The sequence below is a fragment of the Paraburkholderia sp. SUR17 genome (genome assembly GCF_029536165.1).
Lineage (GTDB): Bacteria > Pseudomonadota > Gammaproteobacteria > Burkholderiales > Burkholderiaceae > Paraburkholderia > Paraburkholderia kururiensis.
Window position 1 is genome coordinate 3177506 of sequence record NZ_CP120508.1, and the last position, 16208, is coordinate 3193713.

Here is a 16208-nt window from a genome sequence, read left to right on the forward strand (position 1 = left end):
AGCAGTTATGGCACGATCGTTCGCAATCTGCCGGCGGCGCATCTGTCCGTCGCACATGCCGCACATGCCGCACATGCCGCACATGCCGCACAGGCCTCACAGGCCTCACAGGCCGCACAGGCCTCACAGGCCTCACAGGCCGCACAGGCCGCACAGGCCGTCCACGCTCCACATGCCGCACACAGCCAGCTTCGCGCCGCCGCGCCCGTACAATCGCGGCGAAGAATCGGAGGAGACCGCTTTGACCGCCCGCCCGCATCCGCATGCCGCGCCTCACCATGGCGACGCACAGGCTCAGCCCTCGCACACCGCGCCTGCGTCCAGCCATTCGTTCGACGTCGCCGCGCTGCTCGCCACCCTGCCCGACCGCATCGCCGACATTCCCATTCGACTCGCCGCGCACGACCCGCACCGCATCGCGCTGATCGAAGATGCGCACGATGCCGACGAAGCAGGCCGCGAGCGCCTACGCGTCATCACGCGCGCGCAGCTCGCCGAGGCCGTGGACGCCACGGCCGCACGCTTGCGCGAGCATGGCGTGCGAGGCGGCGACCGCGTAATGATCGTCGCCGAAAACAGCGTCGCGCAAATCGTGCTGCTCTTCGCCGCGACCCGGCTCGACGCGTGGGCGCTCGTTTCGAACGCGCGCCTCTCGGCGGCCGAACTCGACGCCATTCGCGCACATGCGCGGCCTCGGCTCACGGCCTACGTCGTCGCCAGTTCGCCCGATGCGCGCGCCCATGCGCAACGACACGGCGCCACGCCCGCGCCCGCCGGACCGGTCGATATCGGCGCGTGGCACTGGCAACCCGACAAGAGCGACGCAAGCGACACGCACAACACGCGCAACACCGAAAGCGCGCTCGCCGAACCCGTAGAAGCGCAAGCAGACCGCCAATGCGCGGCCCTCATCTATACGACGGGCACCACCGGCGCGCCGAAGGGCGTGATGCTCTCGCATCGCAACCTGCTGTTCATCGCGGCGGTCTCCAGCACGCTGCGCCGCGTGAACGCCGACGACGTCGTCTACGCCGTGCTGCCCATCTCGCACGTGTACGGTCTCGCGTCGGTGTGCCTCGGCAGCCTGTATGCGGGCGCCACGCTACGGCTTGCGTCGCGCTTCGTGCCCGAAGCGGTGCGCCGCGCGCTGGCCGACGAGCACGTCTCCATCTTTCAGGGCGTGCCAGCGATGCACGCGAAGCTGCTCGACTATCTGCAAACGGAGCATCTCGAATGGCGCGCGCCGCGGCTGCGCTTCGCCTACTCGGGCGGCTCGCCGCTCGATGCCGCGCTGAAGGCGCGTGTGGAAAGCGCGTATGGCGTGACGCTCCACAACGGCTACGGCATGACCGAGAGCAGCCCGACCGTGGCGCAAACGCTGCTCGACGCACCCCGCGCGGACTGCTCCGTGGGCCACGCCATTCCAGGCGTCGAAGTGCGCTACGTGTCGCCCGAGGGCCGCGACGTGCCGCGCGGCGAGATCGGCGAACTGTGGGTGCGTGGACCGAACGTGATGCTCGGCTACTACCGCAGCCCGGAACTCACGCGCGCCGCGGTCACCGTAGAAGGCTGGCTGAAGACAGGCGACCTCGCGCGCGAGGATCCGGACGGCGCCATGCACATCGTGGGCCGCAGCAAGGAACTCATCATTCGCTCGGGCTTCAACGTATATCCGTCCGAAGTCGAGCACGTGCTCAACGCGCACCCTGCGGTGATGCAGTCCGCCGTGATCGGACGGCCGGTGGAAGGCAACGAGGAAGTGATCGCGTTCGTGGAGCTCGCCGCGGGCGCCACCGTGACGACGCAGGCGCTCGACGAATGGTGCAGCGCGCGTCTTGCACCCTACAAGCGGCCCGCGCACATCCGCGTCATGCCGGCGCTGCCGGCGGCGTCCACGGGCAAGATCCTCAAGCACAAGCTGCGCGAACTGGTCTGATGCACGCTTTGCTCGGCGTTTGCCGCGCGCGGAGCAGGCGGCAAACGCCGAAGGAACCGCGGGAGAAGCATGCGCGTAGCAGTGAGCAGCGCGTCGACCGCACATCACCCGCAAAATCACCCGCGCGGATGATGCTGCGCGTGCAGCGACTTCAACCGCTCGCGGGCCACGTGGGTGTAGATCTGCGTGGTCGAGATGTCGCTGTGCCCGAGCAGCAGTTGCACGACGCGCAGGTCGGCGCCGTGATTGAGCAGATGCGTGGCGAACGCGTGCCGCAGCGTGTGCGGCGAGAGCGGCGCGTGCACATCGGCTGCGCGCGCGTGTCGTTTGATGATGTTCCAGAACTGCTGGCGCGTCATGCCTTCGGCCCGAGCCGTGACGAAGAGCGCGTCCGTCGTGCGTGCGCCGAGCAACGCGGGCCGCGCGTCGCGCAGATAGCGCGCAATCCACGCGTGCGCCTCTTCGCCGAACGGGATGAGCCGCTCTTTCGAGCCCTTGCCCATCACGCGCACCACGCCTTCGTTGAGGCCGACCTCCACGGTTTTTAGCGTCACGAGTTCCGTCACGCGCAGGCCGCTTGCGTACATCAATTCGAGCATCGTCCGGTCGCGCAGGCCGAGCGGCGTATCGATGTCGGGTGCGCCGAGCAGCGCCTCCACCTGCGCCTCGGAGAGCGTGGACGGAAACCGCGGCGGCTGCTTCGCCGAGCGGATGCGCACCGTAGGGTCGCCCTGCGCGCGGTGCTCGCGCACGGCCCAGCCGTAGTAGCGCCGGAACACCGAGAGCCGACGGTTCGCCGAGGTCGATTTGCTCTCCTTGCGCGCCGCGCTGTAGGCGAGCAGATCGGTTTCGGCGGCGGTGTCCAGCGAGCCATTGCGCGCCTTCGCGAGCCATTCGGCAAAAAGACGCAGATCGCGCCGGTAGGCGTCGAGCGTGTTGCGCGACAGACCATGTTCGAGCCAGAGCGAATCGCAAAAGGCGTCGATCGAGGCATGGCTCACGGTGAGCAGCGGCGAAGCGGCTATGGTTTCCTCGGCTGCGGTTTCCGTTGTCGCTGTTTCCGTTATCGCTGTTTCGGCCGTCACCGTTTCTGCGCCCGCGAGGTCGGCAGAAGCGGCGCCCGGCGTTGGCGCGATGTCGTCTGGTTGCGTGGCGGCGCGTTTGATGTCAGTCGTCATGCGTAGGGCACACCCTCGTGTGCGAGCAGCCACCGCTTCACTTTGCGGAAGTAGCCGTCGTCGTCGTGATTCGCGAATCCGCCGATGCCGCCCGAAGCCACCACGCGGTGGCACGGAATGACGAGCGGAAAATAGTTGGCGCCGCAGGCCTGGCCGACCGCGCGCGGCGAGCCGCAGCTCACGGCCTTCGCGAGCTGGCCGTAGGTCAGCACGATGCCGGGCGGAATCTCGCTGATGGCCTGCCAGACGCGCCGCTGGAACGCGGTGCCCACTTCAGCGAGCGGCAGATCGAAGGTGGCCGAGGCGCGCTCGAAATACCGCTCGATCTGCTGCACCGCGCGGCGCGTGAGCGCCGAATCGGGCGCCACGTTCTTCACCGACTCGGGCAGATAGACGATCTCGCGCACGGCATCGGCCTGAGTGCGAATGCCCACCTTGCCGAACGGCGCATCGATCACGGCGTTGAACATCATGTTGCGTTCTCCTCATCGCGGGCGCGGGCAGGGCCACGGCCGCGCCCCGCTACTCTACGCTGCCTCGAGCGCCCATTGCACGTGCTCGCGCACGAGCGGCGACGCGTCGCCGGCACGTCGGCGCAGCGCTTTTACGATGGCCTCGCGCGCTTCGGCTGGCAAAGCCGTTGAGCGCAGCGCGTTACCCATGCCGACTGCGAGATTGCGCAACCAGCACGCGTAACCGATCCGGCGAATCGCGCTGCCTTGCAGGCGCGCGTCGAAGTCGCTCTCGGTCCATTCGAACAGCTCGACCAGTGACGCGCGGTCCAGCCCGTGCCGCACGTCGAAATCGTCGACGGGCGCGGCCTGCGCGAACTTGTTCCACGGACACACGAGCTGACAATCGTCGCAGCCATACACACGATTGCCGATCAGCGGCCGCAAGTCCTGGGGAATGCTGCCCTTCAGCTCGATGGTGAGATATGAGATGCAGCGCCGGGCGTCCACTAGATAAGGCGCCACGATCGCCCCCGTGGGACAGGCACCGATGCAGCGCGTGCAACTGCCGCAATGCGCGCCCGCGGTTTCGGGCGCGTGTGCGGAATGCGGGGCAGCGGCTTCAGCGTCCAGCCGCGCGATCGTTGGTGCGTCGTACGTGCGTGAATCTGCGGTCGCATTGGCTACATTCGCTGTGCCGACGGCATCGCCCCCGTGCCACTCGGCATCGGTGGGCAACGGCAAGTCCACATAGATTTCACCGAGAAAGAAGAGCGACCCGGCGTCGCGCTGCAGCAGCAACGTGTGCTTGCCGCGCCAGCCGATGCCGGCCTTCTGCGCCAGCTCGACTTCGAGCACCGGCGCTGAATCCGTGAAGACGCGGTAGCCGCAGGCACCGATCTCGTCTTCGATACGCTGCGCGAGGTGCTGCAGCCGCTGGCGCAAAACCTTGTGATAGTCGCGGCCGCGCGCGTAGACGGAGACGACCGCGGCGGCAGGGTCAGCCAGCCGCGCGCGCTCGCGGTTCCGCCAGTCGTCATGTGCGGGCTGCGAGGGTGGCGTGCCTTGCGAAGCACTTTCATCGTGCTCACGGGTCGCTTCGACGGCGAGCGCCGAAGCCGGCAAATAGGCCATGCGCGCGGTGATCACGCGTCGCGTTCCGGCCACAAGCTCGGCCGGGCGTGCGCGTTTGAGCCCATGTTTGGCCATATAATCCATCTCGCCGTGGCAGCCCGCTTCGAGCCACGCGGCAAGGCCCGCTTCGGCATCGGAGAGGTCGGTATCGCTGATACCGATCGCACTGAAACCCAGTTCGCGTCCCCACGCCCGAATGCGCGCCGCAAGCGACGCCAGCGCCTCATTCGAGGGCGCGTCCCGGCCAGCATGCACACCATCACGATCGCTCGCGCTGTCGTGCTCTGGCAAGGGTGTGCAGGAAGAGAGATGCGAACTTCGGTTCATCACGCCATTTTACGAGAATGCCCAATACGCCCGGTACCGCCGGCACGTCAGGCCACGAAGCACTCACCAGCCTGGCTCACGCCACCGTCCTGCTCGAGCGCCACTTCGCGCTCGCGGACGACGCGGCCACCCAGGCGTTCGGCGAGCGCGCAGCGCACGCGATTGCCGAGGTGCGCCACGCCAAGGCGAGCGCCGAGGCAACGCAAGGCGGCGCGGCATTCGAGGGCCTGCAGGTGCAACTGACCGGCGACCTCGGCGCCGGCAAGACCACACTCGTGCGGGCCATGCTGCGCGGCTTCGGCCACACGGGCCGGGTGCGCAGCCCCACCTACACGCTCGTCGAACCCTATGCCGTGGACACGCCGGATGGGGAACTCGAGCTCTATCACTTCGATTTGTACCGCTTTGCCGATCCGGCCGAATGGGCCGATGCCGGCTTTCGCGAGTACTTCGACAGCGGCGCGATCTGCCTCGTCGAATGGCCTCAGCGGGCAGGCGCGTTGCTGGGCGTGCCGGATCTCGTCTTTTCGCTCGACGTCGTGAGCGAACTGCGGAACGGCAAAGAGCATGACGCGCGTGCCCTCACCGCGCGCGCGTACAGCGAAACAGGAAAGGCATGTCTGGAAAGATGTTAATCAAACCGTTCCGCTCCATCGAATCCGCCGCCACCGCGAGCCACAACTGGCGACGCCGGCAGATCCTGCGGGCGGGCGCGTCCACGCTCGTGCTCGGGCTCGTTGCGCCGCGCCTCGCCTGGGCAACCTCGGTGGTCGGCGTGCGTGTATGGCCCGCGCGCGACTACACGCGCGTCACCATCGAATCGGATCAGCCGCTGCAGAACACGCAGCAGCTTCTGCAAGGACCGGACCGGCTCGTGGTCGACCTCAACGGGCTCGACCTCGACCAGTCGCTGCGCGACCTGGTCTCCAAGATCACACCGAACGATCCGCAGATTCAGTCCGTGCGCGTGGGGCAATATCAGCCGCACGTGGTGCGCATGGTGTTCGACCTCAAAGGCCAGGTGAAGCCGCAGGTGTTCACGCTGCAGCCTGTGGGCTCGTATCGCTACCGGCTCGTCTTCGACCTCTACCCGGCCGTGGCGCCTGACCCGTTGATGGACCTGCTTGCGCAGACCGAGCGCAAGGAGCAGCAGTTCAACGAGAACAGCGCCCCGCCCGCCGCAACGCTGGGCGGCCCCAACACGCCGCCCGGCTCAGCCGACAACAGCGAGGCGTTCTTCCAGCGCTACGCGCAGAACGGGGCTCCCGCGGGCGAAGTGCCACGGCCGCCCTCGGCTGCGCATACGCCGCCGTCCGCGGGCACGAATGGCCCCACGGCGCCCCGCGCCACGCCGAAGCCCACGCAACCGCCTGCCGCCATCGCGCGGGACAAGAGCGGCAACAACTCGGACGACGGCACCGACAGCGACACCTACGCGTTCACCACACCGAAAGGCGGCCGGGGCAACACGGTGCGCCTGCTCACCGTCGCGATCGACCCCGGCCACGGCGGCGAAGACCCGGGCGCGATCGGCAGCGGCGGCAGCTACGAGAAGCACATCGCCCTCGACGTCGCGAAGAAACTGCGTGCGAAGATCGACGCCCAGCCCAACATGCGCGCCATGATGACGCGCGACGCCGACTTCTTCGTGCCGCTCAACGTGCGCGTGCAGAAGGCGCGGCGCGTGGGAGCCGACCTGTTCGTGTCGATCCACGCCGATGCGTTCACCACACCCGAAGCGCGCGGCTCCTCCGTGTTCGCGCTCTCGGAACACGGTGCGTCGAGCGCCGCGGCGCGCTGGATGGCGAACAAGGAAAACTCGTCGGACCTGATTGGCGGCATCAACATCAAGACTGCGGACGCCACCGTCAACCGCGCGCTCTTCGACATGTCCACCACCGCGCAGATTCGAGACTCGCTGCGCTACGGCAACTTCGTGCTCAAGGAGATTGGCGACATCAACAAGCTGCACAAGGGTGCGGTGGAACAGGCGGGCTTCGCCGTGCTGAAGGCGCCGGACATTCCGTCGATCCTCGTGGAGACCGCCTTCATCAGCAACCCGGACGAAGAGCGCAAGCTCAACGACGACAGCTATCGCGACCAGATGGCCGACGCCATCATGAGGGGCATCAAGCGGTACTTCGCAGCGAATCCGCCGCTGGCGAAAAGCCGGATGACGTAAGGGGCACGGGGCGTACGGGTCGTGCGTCCGGCACGTGCCGAACGCTCCTGCCGTGCGCTCACCAGTTTCAGCGACAACCGTGTCGGCCCACTGCCGGTGCGCCGCCATGTGCGCTCGGAGGCGCGAACCGTATCCACGCCGGCCGCCTCGCGGCTCGCGCCGAACCCTCAACGCGCAGCCGCAAAACGCTGCGCCACCCAGCCGCCAAACACGTTCACGACCAGCCCGAGCATGACGAGCCCGGCGCCCGCGACCTGGACCGTCGACAGATGCTCGCCCAGCAGCAGCGCGGCCGATGCCAGCCCGACAATCGGCACGAGCAGCGAGAACGGCGCCACCTGCGAGGCCGGATAGCGCGAAAGCAGCCGGCTCCACAGCCCGTAGCCCAGAATGGTCGCCACGAAGGCGAGATAGACGATGGCGAGTATCGAGGTCACGCCGATGCCGCTCAGCGCCGCCGCCATGCGCGCTGGCCCTTCCATCACGTACGACAACGCCAGAAACGGCAGCGGCGGAATGAGGCTGCCCCACACGACGAGCGCCACAAGGTCCACCTTGCCCACCTTCTTCGTCACGATGTTGCCGAGCGCCCAGAGCACCGCCGCGCACAGCGTGAGGACGAAGCCCGCGAGCGTCATCGAATGGCCGCCCGACGAGCCCGCCGCACTCACGGTGCCGATCACGGTCAGGCCCACGGCCGCGATCGCGAGACCTGCGAGGTTCTGCACGCGAAAGCGCTCGTGCAGGAACAGCACGGCGAACCCGAGCGTGAAAAACGCCTGCGCCTGAAGCACCAGCGAAGCGAGCCCCGCTGGCATGCCCACATACATCGCGTAGAACAGAAACGCGAACTGGCCGAAGGAAATGGTTGCGCCGTAGGCGAAGAGCCAGCGCAACGGCACGCGCGGACGCTTCACGAAAAAGACCGCCGGCACCGCGGCGAGCATGAACCGAAGCGCACCCAGCAGCATGGGCGGCACACCGTGCAGGCCCACCTTGATCACCACGAAGTTGACGCCCCACGCCACCACGACGACAAGCGCGAGCAACAGGTCTTTCGGCGACATGGCCGGATCCTCCTTTCTGTTTTACTGAAGTTTTTCCCGCGTTTCTGCTGGACGTGGCCGAGTTTAGCCTGGGGCTCCCGACACTCGCCGAGGCGCCCCCGGTGCGCCGATGGCCCTGCTGCACAGGCTCCAGGTACCGTCGCGCTGCATGAGGCTAGAATGGGCCCGTCGCTCGCCCAGGCCACCAAGGAATCCTCATGTCCCCTGCGATCAAAGCAGTCCTCAAGCCTCATGAACGCGACATCGGCAACCTCATGGTGCGCCGCGTCTTGCCGGCGCTCGCCGCGCGCCTCGTCGGACCGTTCATCTTCTTCGACCACATGGGCCCCGCCACGCTCGCGCCCGGCTCCGGCATCGACGTGCGTCCGCATCCGCATATCGGGCTCGCCACCGTCACGTATCTGTTCGACGGGGCCATCATGCATCGCGACAGCCTCGGCTCTGCGCAGAAGATCGTGCCTGGCGACGTGAACTGGATGACCGCGGGCCGCGGTATCGTCCACTCCGAACGCACGCCCGAAGAAGACCGCGCGCGCGGCATGACGGTGCACGGCATCCAGACCTGGGTCGCACTGCCCGTGGAGGACGAAGACATCGAGCCTTCGTTCGCTCACCATCCGGGCGCCACGCTGCCGCAACTCGAGCGCAACGGCGTGACGCTGCGCGTCATTGCCGGCACGGCGTTCGGCCAGACGTCGCCGGTCGAAACCTTCTCGGGCACGCTCTATGTCGCAGCACACTTCGCGCCCGGCGCGGCCTTCGCGCTCGAACCGGAGCACGAGGAACGCGGCGTGTATCTCGTGGAGGGCGACCTCGCCATCGACGGCACGCCGCTCGACCCCTACCGCATGGCCGTGCTCGTTCCCGGCGAAACCGTGACGCTCGCGAGCACGCGCGGCGCCACGGTCATGCTGCTGGGCGGCGAGAAACTTGCAGGCGAGCGGTTCATCGAATGGAATTTCGTATCGAGTTCGCGCGAGAAGATCGAGCACGCCAAGACCGCGTGGATGAACCAGCAGATGGGCCAGGTGCCCGGGGAAACGGACTGGATTCCGTTGCCGCAGAAGAAGTAGCTTGAAATGGCCCCCGCCGCCCCTAGATGAAATCGAGTCAGTTTTCCCACGAGGACGCAATGGACACCACACTCGCCACTTTCGAAAAAGATGTGATCGCTGCCTCGACGCTCGCGCCGGTGCTGGTGGACTTCTGGGCGCCGTGGTGCGGTCCGTGCCGCACGCTCGGTCCGATGCTCGAGCGCCTCGAAACCGAGTACGGCGGCAAATGGAAGCTCGTGAAGGTCAACGTCGACGAGAACCAGGAACTGGCGGCCCACTTCCAGGTGCGCAGCATTCCGCACGTGATCGCGTTTGCAGACGGTCGTCCGGTGGATCAGTTCGTCGGCGTGCTGGCCGAGGGTCAGCTGCGTGCGTTCCTCGACCGGCTCGTACCCGACGGCGCCGAGGCGGCACGCCGCGTGGCGCTCGCGGCCCTTGCGGAAGGCCGTCGCGACGAGGCCTACGACGCGCTGAAAGCCACCCTCGCCTACGACCCCGGCTACGACGACGCTCGCATGGACCTGATCGAAATGCTGCTCGAAGACCAGCGCATCGACGACGCCCGTGCCGAAGTCGAACTGCTCTCGCCCAAGACGACGCAAGGTATCGACGCCCGCTTCAACGCGCTGAAAACGCGGCTCGACGCAGTGGACGCTGCCGCCGATCTGCCGCCCACCGACGCGCTCGAAGCGCGCGTGGCAGCAGATCCGGCCGACCTCGACGCCCGCTTCGACCTGGCGAGCGCGCTGATCGCCCGCCGTCAGTACGCGGGCGCGCTCGAGCATCTGCTGGAAATCGTGAAGCGCGACCGGTCGTTCCGTGAGGACATCGGCCGCAAGACGATGTTGTCGGTGTTCGATCTCGCGGCCGGGCAGCCGCAGCTCGTGAGCGAATGGCGCCGCAAGCTGAGCGCGGCGCTTTATTGACCGCGCGTTTCCGAACGCGCCTTATCTTCGCCGCTTCGCTTCATCCGGCATCCCTTCCCACGCTCCCACGACCATGACGCGGCCCTCGGGCCGCGTTCGTTTTTATGCGCGCGTGGTGGCGGCTGCGGCGAGACCTTCGCCGCGCGCCGCGTCCGTCGCGCGACGGGCAAGCGCACGCAGCACGTGCGCGGCCGCCGCGAAGCCGAAGCTCGCGGTCACGCATACGCTCGATCCGAAGCCCGCGCAGTTGAGACCCACCGGTCCGCTGTGCCCCGGCGACGTGCTCACGTGCTCCGCTTCGGCGTCGATGTCGCAGACCGCCGTTTCGGGGTAGATGAGCGGCTCGTCCGAATACACGGCGCTCACCTTGAACTTCGCCTTCGGTCCGCGCGGAAAGCCGTGCTGCTTGCGTAATTGCGCACGCACTTTCGAGAGCAGCGGGTCTTGAATGGTGAGCGCGAGGTCGTCGATGCGAATGCGCGTGGGGTCCAGTTGACCGCCCGCGCCGCCCACGGTCACGAGCGGCTGCCCGCGCGCCACGCACCACGCGACGAGCGCGGTTTTCGTGCGCACGCTGTCGATGGCGTCGATCACGTAGTCGAAGCCGGCGCCCAGCACTGCGTCGAAATTGTCGGGCTCGACGAAGTCCTCCACGAGCCGCACCTTGCACGCGGGGTCGATCAGCGCGATCCGCTCGGCCATGGCTTCTACCTTGGGCTTGCCATAGTTGCCGTCGAGCGCGTGGATCTGCCGGTTCGTGTTGCTTTCGGCCACGTTGTCGAGGTCGATCAGCGTGATCGTGCCCACCGCGCTGCGCGCGAGCGCCTCGGCCGCCCACGAACCCACGCCGCCTATGCCGATCACCGCCACGTGGGCGCGCTCGAAGCCGGCCAGCGCCGCGTCGCCGTAAAGCCGCGCAATGCCGCCGAAACGGCGGGCGCGATCGGCGGCTTCAGGCTCGGCGAGGCTGGAGGTAACATCGGAACTAGCGTGGTGCGCGGTAAGGCCGGAGGCGGACATGGCTCGATACGGAAACAGAAGGAGGCGCTTCGGATCCGGCCGTCTGGCACGGCCGCCAGGGCCTGCAACGGCGCGGCAGCGGACGACGGAGCGCGAGCAAACCGTATTTTGCCTGATCGCGCGCAAGGAAACGGCGCGCCCTTTCACGCGCGTGCGACCGCACGCAGAAAATTCACACCCCGGCTATACTGGCCTAATTGAAGCGTGCGCATAAGAACATGACTTCCCTCGCTAATCTCCGCAAGAATTATTCGCTCGGCTCACTCGACGTGACCGACGTGGATCCCAACCCGATCCAACAATTCCACAAATGGTTCGCCGAGGCGCTCGACGCCAAACTGCCCGAACCAAACGCGATGACGCTCGCCACGGTGGACGAGAACGCTCGTCCTACCGCGCGAATCCTGCTCATCAAGGGCGTGGACGAACAGGGCTTCGTCTTCTTCACGAATTACGAAAGCCGCAAAGGCCACGAACTGGCCGCCAATCCGCACGCGAGCCTGCTTTTCTACTGGATCGAGCTGGAACGGCAGGTGCGCATCGACGGTAGCGTCGTCAAGACAAGCGCCGAGGAAAGCGACGCCTACTTCGCCTCGCGTCCGCTCGGCTCGCGCATTGGCGCGTGGGCATCGGAACAAAGCAAGGAAATTGAAAGCCGCGCCGTGCTGGAAGCACGCGAGCGCGACATGGCAGCGAAGTACGGTGAACATCCGCCGCGCCCGTCGCACTGGGGCGGCTACCGGCTCGTGCCGCAGGCCATCGAGTTCTGGCAGGGCCGGCCGTCCCGCCTGCACGACCGCATTCTCTACACGCGCGAAACAGGCGGCGACTGGCGCATCGCGCGGCTGTCGCCTTGACGTCGAGGCGTTGACGAACACCGCCGCGCGGGACGCACCCGGCGCGCAGTGAAAATACGGATCGCGTACTCCATCGGGGTAACACGCAGCACAAAAAGGAGCGCATCGGCGCGATCCATGAGCTTTGCTTTGTATTTCATCGGACACGGAGAAATCACATGTTCTGGGAGAAGAAGCTGGCGCAGTGGGTGCAGGAAGTACGGGACAAGGCGAATCTGCCTGCGCGTCTCGTGCTCTGGGACGGACAACAACTCGATTTCGGCAACTTCGCGGCGCCGCAGGTCACGCTGAAGGTCAATAGCGCGTCGGCGCTGCCGCTTCTGCTCGAACCGAGCCTCGACAACCTCGGCGAAGCGTATGTGAAGGGCAAGATCGACATCGAGGGCAAGCTCTCGGACATCATCAACATCGGCTATTCGCTGGCGCGAAGCACGGTCACCAATGCGAGCAAGCTCGCCCGCGTGCGCCGCTACTTCAACCACACGAAGGCGTCGGACAAGAAAGCGATCCAGTATCACTACGACGTCTCGAACGAGTTCTACAAGCTGTGGCTCGACGAGAACATGGTCTATTCGTGCGCCTACTTCGAGAACGGCAACGAAGATCTGGGCACGGCTCAGCTCAAGAAGATCGACCACATTCTCACCAAGATCCAGTTGCAGCCCGGCCAACGCCTGCTCGACATCGGCTGCGGCTGGGGGGCGCTCGTCCTGCGCGCCGCGCAGAAGTTCGGCGCGAACTGCGTAGGCGTCACGCTCTCGCAGAACCAGTTCAACCTCGCCACCGAACGCGTGAAGGCCGCAGGACTCTCGGATCGCATCGAGATCCGCCTGCAGGACTATCGCGACGTGGAAGGTCAATTCGATCGCATCACGAGCGTCGGCATGTTCGAGCACGTGGGGCGCAAGAACCTGCCCGGCTATTTCCGCAAGATGCACGACCTGCTCACCGACGAAGGCATCGCGATGAATCACGGCATCACGTCGTCGGACGCGGACAGCGGCGAGACCTCGCTGGGCGGCGGCGAATTCATCGACCGCTACGTGTTCCCGGACGGCGAACTCCCGCACATCGGCCTCGTGCTCGAATCCATGCAGCGCGGCGGCCTGGAAGCGATTGACGCCGAGAGCCTGCGCCGTCACTATGCGCACACCCTGGACATCTGGGCGGAACGGTTCGAGACGCACGCCGAAGAGGCGAGAAAGCTCGTGGACGACGAGAAGTTCCGCATCTGGCGCGTGTATCTGGCGGGCTGCGCCTATGCGTTCGAACACGACGACGTGTCGCTCTTCCAGGTGGTCTGCCGCAAGGCCGGACGCAGCGCGGCGACGCTGCCGTGGTCGCGCCGCTACATGTACGAAAAGCCGCTGTAAGTCATTCGCCAGCACTTCATTGAGGCTCGCGAGGGCGACCGCCGTGCCGCTAGGGCGCGGCGGCGCCCCAGGAAACACCGACAGGACTAGATGAACGAAGGCGCCGCACCGGCCGCTCACGAGCCCAACGCAATCGACGCTATCGCGCAGTCTGAAAGCACTGCGGAAAGCGCCACGGACAGCGGTGGTCCTGAGCAGCAGTTCGACCTCTTCGGTGAGCCGTTGCCGCCGCACGGCGCGCCTCGGCCAGCCGCCTCCTCTCCTGCGCAAACCGGGCCTTTGGGGTCCGCCGGTTTATCTTCTTCCGCCGCACCGAAAAAGTCCCGGGGCCGCGCCGTCGTCCTGGCTGCGCCGCCCAACGACGACGTGCTCGACATCGCCCGCGCGTTGCCCGGCGAAGTGCATCTCGGCACGTCGTCGTGGTCGTTTCCCGGCTGGAAGGGCATTGTCTACGGCGACGAGTACAGCAACTCGAAGCTCTCACGCGACGGCCTTTCCGCCTACGGCGCGCATCCGCTGTTGCGCACCGTGAGCATCGACCGCTCGTTCTACGCGCCGCTCACCGTCGCGGACTATCTGCGATACGCGCAGCAGGTGCCGGATACGTTTCGCTTCATCGTGAAGTGCCCGGCGCTGATTACGGACGCCGTCGTGCGCGGAGAGCGTGGCGAGCCGGTCGAAGCGAATCCGTGCTTCCTGAATGCGCAACTCGCCATCGACGAATTCGTGCGACCGTGTCTCGATGGACTGGGCATACGCGCCGGTGCGCTCGTGTTCCAGTTTCCGCCGCTGCCCGACGCACTGCTTGCTGATCCGGCCGGGTTCATCGAGCGGCTTTCTGCATTCCTCGCCGCGTTGCCGCCGTTATCCGCCATGGGCTCCACGGCGGGGTCGACGCCGTGTTACGCCGTAGAGATTCGCGACGCCTGCCTGCTGACGCCGCGCTTCATCCGCGCGCTGCGCGCCGCGGGCGTGCGGTACTGCGTCGGGCTTCACGCGCGCATGCCCGATCCGCTACGGCAGGCTGCGGCGCTCGCGCTGCTGGATGGCGACACGCCCGCGGGCCCGCTGATCGTGCGCTGGAGCCTGCACAGCGGCTTCAAGTACGAGCAGGCGAAGGCGAAATACGAGCCGTTCGACAAGCTCGTCGACGAAGATCCGTACACCCGCCGCGCGCTCGCCGAGCTGGCGGCACGCTATGCAATTGCGGGCCAGCCGGTGCTGATCGCGACGAACAACAAGGCGGAAGGCTCGGCGCCGCTCACGTGCATTGAACTCGCCCGCGAGATTGGCGCGGCCTGTACGAAGATGCTGGAAGAAGAGGAAGGGCACGAGCCGCATTGAACGGGCGCCGCGCCGCCCGTGCCCTCGCACGGCAGCGCGACGCCCGGCATGCCTCGGTGCAAATCAGGCCCCGCGGATGCGATGCGCGAACTTTTGCCGGAACCTGGCCACTTTCGGTGCCACTACGAACGCGCAGTAGCCCTGCTCGGGATGCTGGGCGAAGTAGTTCTGGTGATAGGCCTCGGCCGGCCAGTAATTGCCGTCGAGTGGCAGCACCTGGGTGACGATCTGCCCGTCGTAGACGCCTTCGGCCGTCAGTTCGCGAATCGCCTGTAACGCGGTCTCGCGCTGCGCTTCCGAATGCGTGAAGATCACCGACCGGTACTGCGTGCCGACGTCGTTGCCCTGGCGGTTCAGCTGCGTTGGATCGTGGATCGCAAAGAAGATGTCGAGGACGTCGCGATACCCGATCTTCGACGGATCGAACTGCACCTTCACGACTTCCGCGTGTCCGGTATTGCCGTCGCAGACCTGCTCGTACGACGGATGGTCCACGTGCCCGCCCGCATAACCCGACTCCACCGCCACCACGCCGTCGACGCCCAGAAACACCGCTTCGAGGCACCAGAAACACCCGCCGCCGAGGGTGGCGGTTTCGACTGCCTGACTCATGGAATTCCTCCTTGGATAGTCCGCGCCGGGCCCGCTGCCCGCGGCTGCACGCGCGCGAATGACGCTAGAATGGGGGCAATTCACGCGTTTTCTACATGACCTTCGCTCCAGTTTTCGTCCTGCCGGCGCCCGCCGCGCGATCGCCCGTGCTCGTTGCAACGGAGTCCGTACTGCAATGACGCACCGCGCCAAAGCCCCCAATTTCGACGACAAGGCGTTCCGCCACGCGCTCGGCCAGTTCGCCACGGGCGTGACCGTCATCACCACGCGCGCGCCGTCGGGTCAGCTGATCGGCATTACGGCGAGTTCGTTCAACTCGGTGTCGCTGAATCCGCCGCTCGTACTGTGGAGCCTCGCGACGCGTTCGGCGTCGATGCCGGTGTTCCAGACGAACAGCCATTATGTGGTGAATGTGCTCGCCGCGTCACAACTCGACCTCTGCAAGCGCTTCGCCACGGTGAAGGGCGACCGCTTCGAGGGCGTGGCCCATGCGGCCGGCGACACCGGCATGCCGGTGCTCGAAGGCGCGCTCGCCTGGTTCGAATGCCACAACCGCAGCCGCTACGAGGAAGGCGACCACGTGATCTTCGTGGGTGAAGTGGAGCGCTGCGGTGTGCGCGACGGCGCCGGAGAAGTGTCGCCGCTCGTGTTCCACAGCGGCGGGTTTCATCGAATCGAGCCGCTCTGACGCGGCTTCGGGCAAGTCGAGGCCTGAAAGGCCGCGAAAGCCGCGAATGCTGTAAAG

Annotated in this window: 15 protein-coding genes; 9 read left to right on the forward strand and 6 right to left on the reverse strand. The window is 66.6% G+C overall.

The features are described from left to right. Window positions 1-7 precede the first annotated feature (7 nt). Entirely contained in the window at window positions 8-1936 is a 1929-nt protein-coding gene (locus P2869_RS14090; RefSeq protein ID WP_277596801.1) for an AMP-binding protein, read from the forward strand. Between the two features lie 116 nt (window positions 1937-2052). Here the strand turns inward: P2869_RS14090 and xerD are convergent, their stop codons facing one another. The 3 genes from xerD to queG form a co-directional block, all read right to left on the reverse strand. Beyond that, window positions 2053-3003: a site-specific tyrosine recombinase XerD gene (gene xerD / locus P2869_RS14095; protein ID WP_277598149.1), complete on the reverse strand. Its 951-nt coding sequence runs from the start codon at window positions 3001-3003 to the stop codon at window positions 2053-2055. A 107-nt stretch (window positions 3004-3110) separates the two neighbouring features. Beyond that, window positions 3111-3584, reverse strand: coding sequence for a methylated-DNA--[protein]-cysteine S-methyltransferase (locus P2869_RS14100; protein WP_026121874.1), 474 nt, complete (start codon window positions 3582-3584; stop codon window positions 3111-3113). A 57-nt stretch (window positions 3585-3641) separates the two neighbouring features. Beyond that, window positions 3642-4955: a tRNA epoxyqueuosine(34) reductase QueG gene (queG, locus tag P2869_RS14105; protein WP_346833731.1), complete on the reverse strand. Its 1314-nt coding sequence runs from the start codon at window positions 4953-4955 to the stop codon at window positions 3642-3644. A gap of 89 nt (window positions 4956-5044) precedes the next feature. Here queG and tsaE point away from each other — a divergent pair, with 89 nt between their 5' ends. Beyond that, window positions 5045-5662 carry a tRNA (adenosine(37)-N6)-threonylcarbamoyltransferase complex ATPase subunit type 1 TsaE gene (tsaE, locus tag P2869_RS14110; RefSeq protein ID WP_277596803.1) on the forward strand — a complete coding sequence of 206 codons (618 nt, stop codon included), beginning with the start codon at window positions 5045-5047 and terminating at the stop codon, window positions 5660-5662. Further along, window positions 5644-7209: an N-acetylmuramoyl-L-alanine amidase gene (locus P2869_RS14115; RefSeq protein ID WP_277596804.1), complete on the forward strand. Its 1566-nt coding sequence runs from the start codon at window positions 5644-5646 to the stop codon at window positions 7207-7209. The genes tsaE and P2869_RS14115 overlap by 19 nt, the downstream gene beginning before the upstream one ends. A gap of 167 nt (window positions 7210-7376) precedes the next feature. Here P2869_RS14115 and P2869_RS14120 read toward each other — a convergent pair whose 3' ends face one another. Continuing rightward, entirely contained in the window at window positions 7377-8276 is a 900-nt protein-coding gene (locus P2869_RS14120) for an EamA family transporter (protein ID WP_277596805.1), read from the reverse strand. 197 nt (window positions 8277-8473) lie between these two features. Between P2869_RS14120 and P2869_RS14125 the strand changes: the two genes are divergently transcribed. Both P2869_RS14125 and trxA read left to right on the forward strand, forming a co-directional pair. Next, window positions 8474-9349: a pirin family protein gene (locus P2869_RS14125; RefSeq protein ID WP_277596806.1), complete on the forward strand. Its 876-nt coding sequence runs from the start codon at window positions 8474-8476 to the stop codon at window positions 9347-9349. Window positions 9350-9408: 59 nt separating this feature from the next. Then, complete coding sequence (gene trxA, locus P2869_RS14130; protein ID WP_017776925.1) at window positions 9409-10257, forward strand: thioredoxin; 849 nt, start codon at window positions 9409-9411, stop codon at window positions 10255-10257. A 102-nt stretch (window positions 10258-10359) separates the two neighbouring features. Here the strand turns inward: trxA and tcdA are convergent, their stop codons facing one another. Then, entirely contained in the window at window positions 10360-11277 is a 918-nt protein-coding gene (gene tcdA, locus P2869_RS14135) for a tRNA cyclic N6-threonylcarbamoyladenosine(37) synthase TcdA (RefSeq protein WP_277596807.1), read from the reverse strand. A 218-nt stretch (window positions 11278-11495) separates the two neighbouring features. On the opposite strand from tcdA, the gene pdxH reads away from it, so the two are divergent. The 3 genes from pdxH (at window position 11496) to P2869_RS14150 (ending at window position 14851) form a co-directional block, all read left to right on the forward strand. Further along, on the forward strand, window positions 11496-12134 hold the full coding sequence (gene pdxH, locus P2869_RS14140) for a pyridoxamine 5'-phosphate oxidase (RefSeq protein ID WP_017776927.1): 639 nt from the start codon (window positions 11496-11498) through the stop codon (window positions 12132-12134). Between the two features lie 158 nt (window positions 12135-12292). Continuing rightward, on the forward strand, window positions 12293-13507 hold the full coding sequence (locus P2869_RS14145) for a cyclopropane-fatty-acyl-phospholipid synthase family protein (RefSeq protein WP_017776928.1): 1215 nt from the start codon (window positions 12293-12295) through the stop codon (window positions 13505-13507). Between the two features lie 90 nt (window positions 13508-13597). Beyond that, complete coding sequence (locus P2869_RS14150) at window positions 13598-14851, forward strand: DUF72 domain-containing protein (protein ID WP_277596808.1); 1254 nt, start codon at window positions 13598-13600, stop codon at window positions 14849-14851. A gap of 63 nt (window positions 14852-14914) precedes the next feature. On the opposite strand, the gene msrA is transcribed toward P2869_RS14150, so the two are convergent. After that, on the reverse strand, window positions 14915-15463 hold the full coding sequence (gene msrA / locus P2869_RS14155) for a peptide-methionine (S)-S-oxide reductase MsrA (RefSeq protein ID WP_277596809.1): 549 nt from the start codon (window positions 15461-15463) through the stop codon (window positions 14915-14917). Window positions 15464-15638: 175 nt separating this feature from the next. On the opposite strand from msrA, the gene P2869_RS14160 reads away from it, so the two are divergent. Then, on the forward strand, window positions 15639-16151 hold the full coding sequence (locus P2869_RS14160) for a flavin reductase family protein (protein ID WP_277596810.1): 513 nt from the start codon (window positions 15639-15641) through the stop codon (window positions 16149-16151). Window positions 16152-16208: the final 57 nt, after the last annotated feature.

What these genes read in the sequence shown, in the direction of transcription:
- P2869_RS14090 (WP_277596801.1), top strand. Translation starts at nt 8, where the DNA reads ATGGCACGATCGTTCGCAATCTGCCGGCGGCGCATCTGTCCGTCGCAC.
- P2869_RS14100 (WP_026121874.1), bottom strand. Translation starts at nt 3,584, where the DNA reads ATGTTCAACGCCGTGATCGATGCGCCGTTCGGCAAGGTGGGCATTCGC.
- tsaE (WP_277596803.1), top strand. Translation starts at nt 5,045, where the DNA reads ATGCCCAATACGCCCGGTACCGCCGGCACGTCAGGCCACGAAGCACTC.
- P2869_RS14115 (WP_277596804.1), top strand. Translation starts at nt 5,644, where the DNA reads ATGTCTGGAAAGATGTTAATCAAACCGTTCCGCTCCATCGAATCCGCC.
- P2869_RS14120 (WP_277596805.1), bottom strand. Translation starts at nt 8,276, where the DNA reads ATGTCGCCGAAAGACCTGTTGCTCGCGCTTGTCGTCGTGGTGGCGTGG.
- P2869_RS14125 (WP_277596806.1), top strand. Translation starts at nt 8,474, where the DNA reads ATGTCCCCTGCGATCAAAGCAGTCCTCAAGCCTCATGAACGCGACATC.
- trxA (WP_017776925.1), top strand. Translation starts at nt 9,409, where the DNA reads ATGGACACCACACTCGCCACTTTCGAAAAAGATGTGATCGCTGCCTCG.
- tcdA (WP_277596807.1), bottom strand. Translation starts at nt 11,277, where the DNA reads ATGTCCGCCTCCGGCCTTACCGCGCACCACGCTAGTTCCGATGTTACC.
- pdxH (WP_017776927.1), top strand. Translation starts at nt 11,496, where the DNA reads ATGACTTCCCTCGCTAATCTCCGCAAGAATTATTCGCTCGGCTCACTC.
- P2869_RS14145 (WP_017776928.1), top strand. Translation starts at nt 12,293, where the DNA reads ATGTTCTGGGAGAAGAAGCTGGCGCAGTGGGTGCAGGAAGTACGGGAC.
- P2869_RS14150 (WP_277596808.1), top strand. Translation starts at nt 13,598, where the DNA reads ATGAACGAAGGCGCCGCACCGGCCGCTCACGAGCCCAACGCAATCGAC.
- msrA (WP_277596809.1), bottom strand. Translation starts at nt 15,463, where the DNA reads ATGAGTCAGGCAGTCGAAACCGCCACCCTCGGCGGCGGGTGTTTCTGG.
- P2869_RS14160 (WP_277596810.1), top strand. Translation starts at nt 15,639, where the DNA reads ATGACGCACCGCGCCAAAGCCCCCAATTTCGACGACAAGGCGTTCCGC.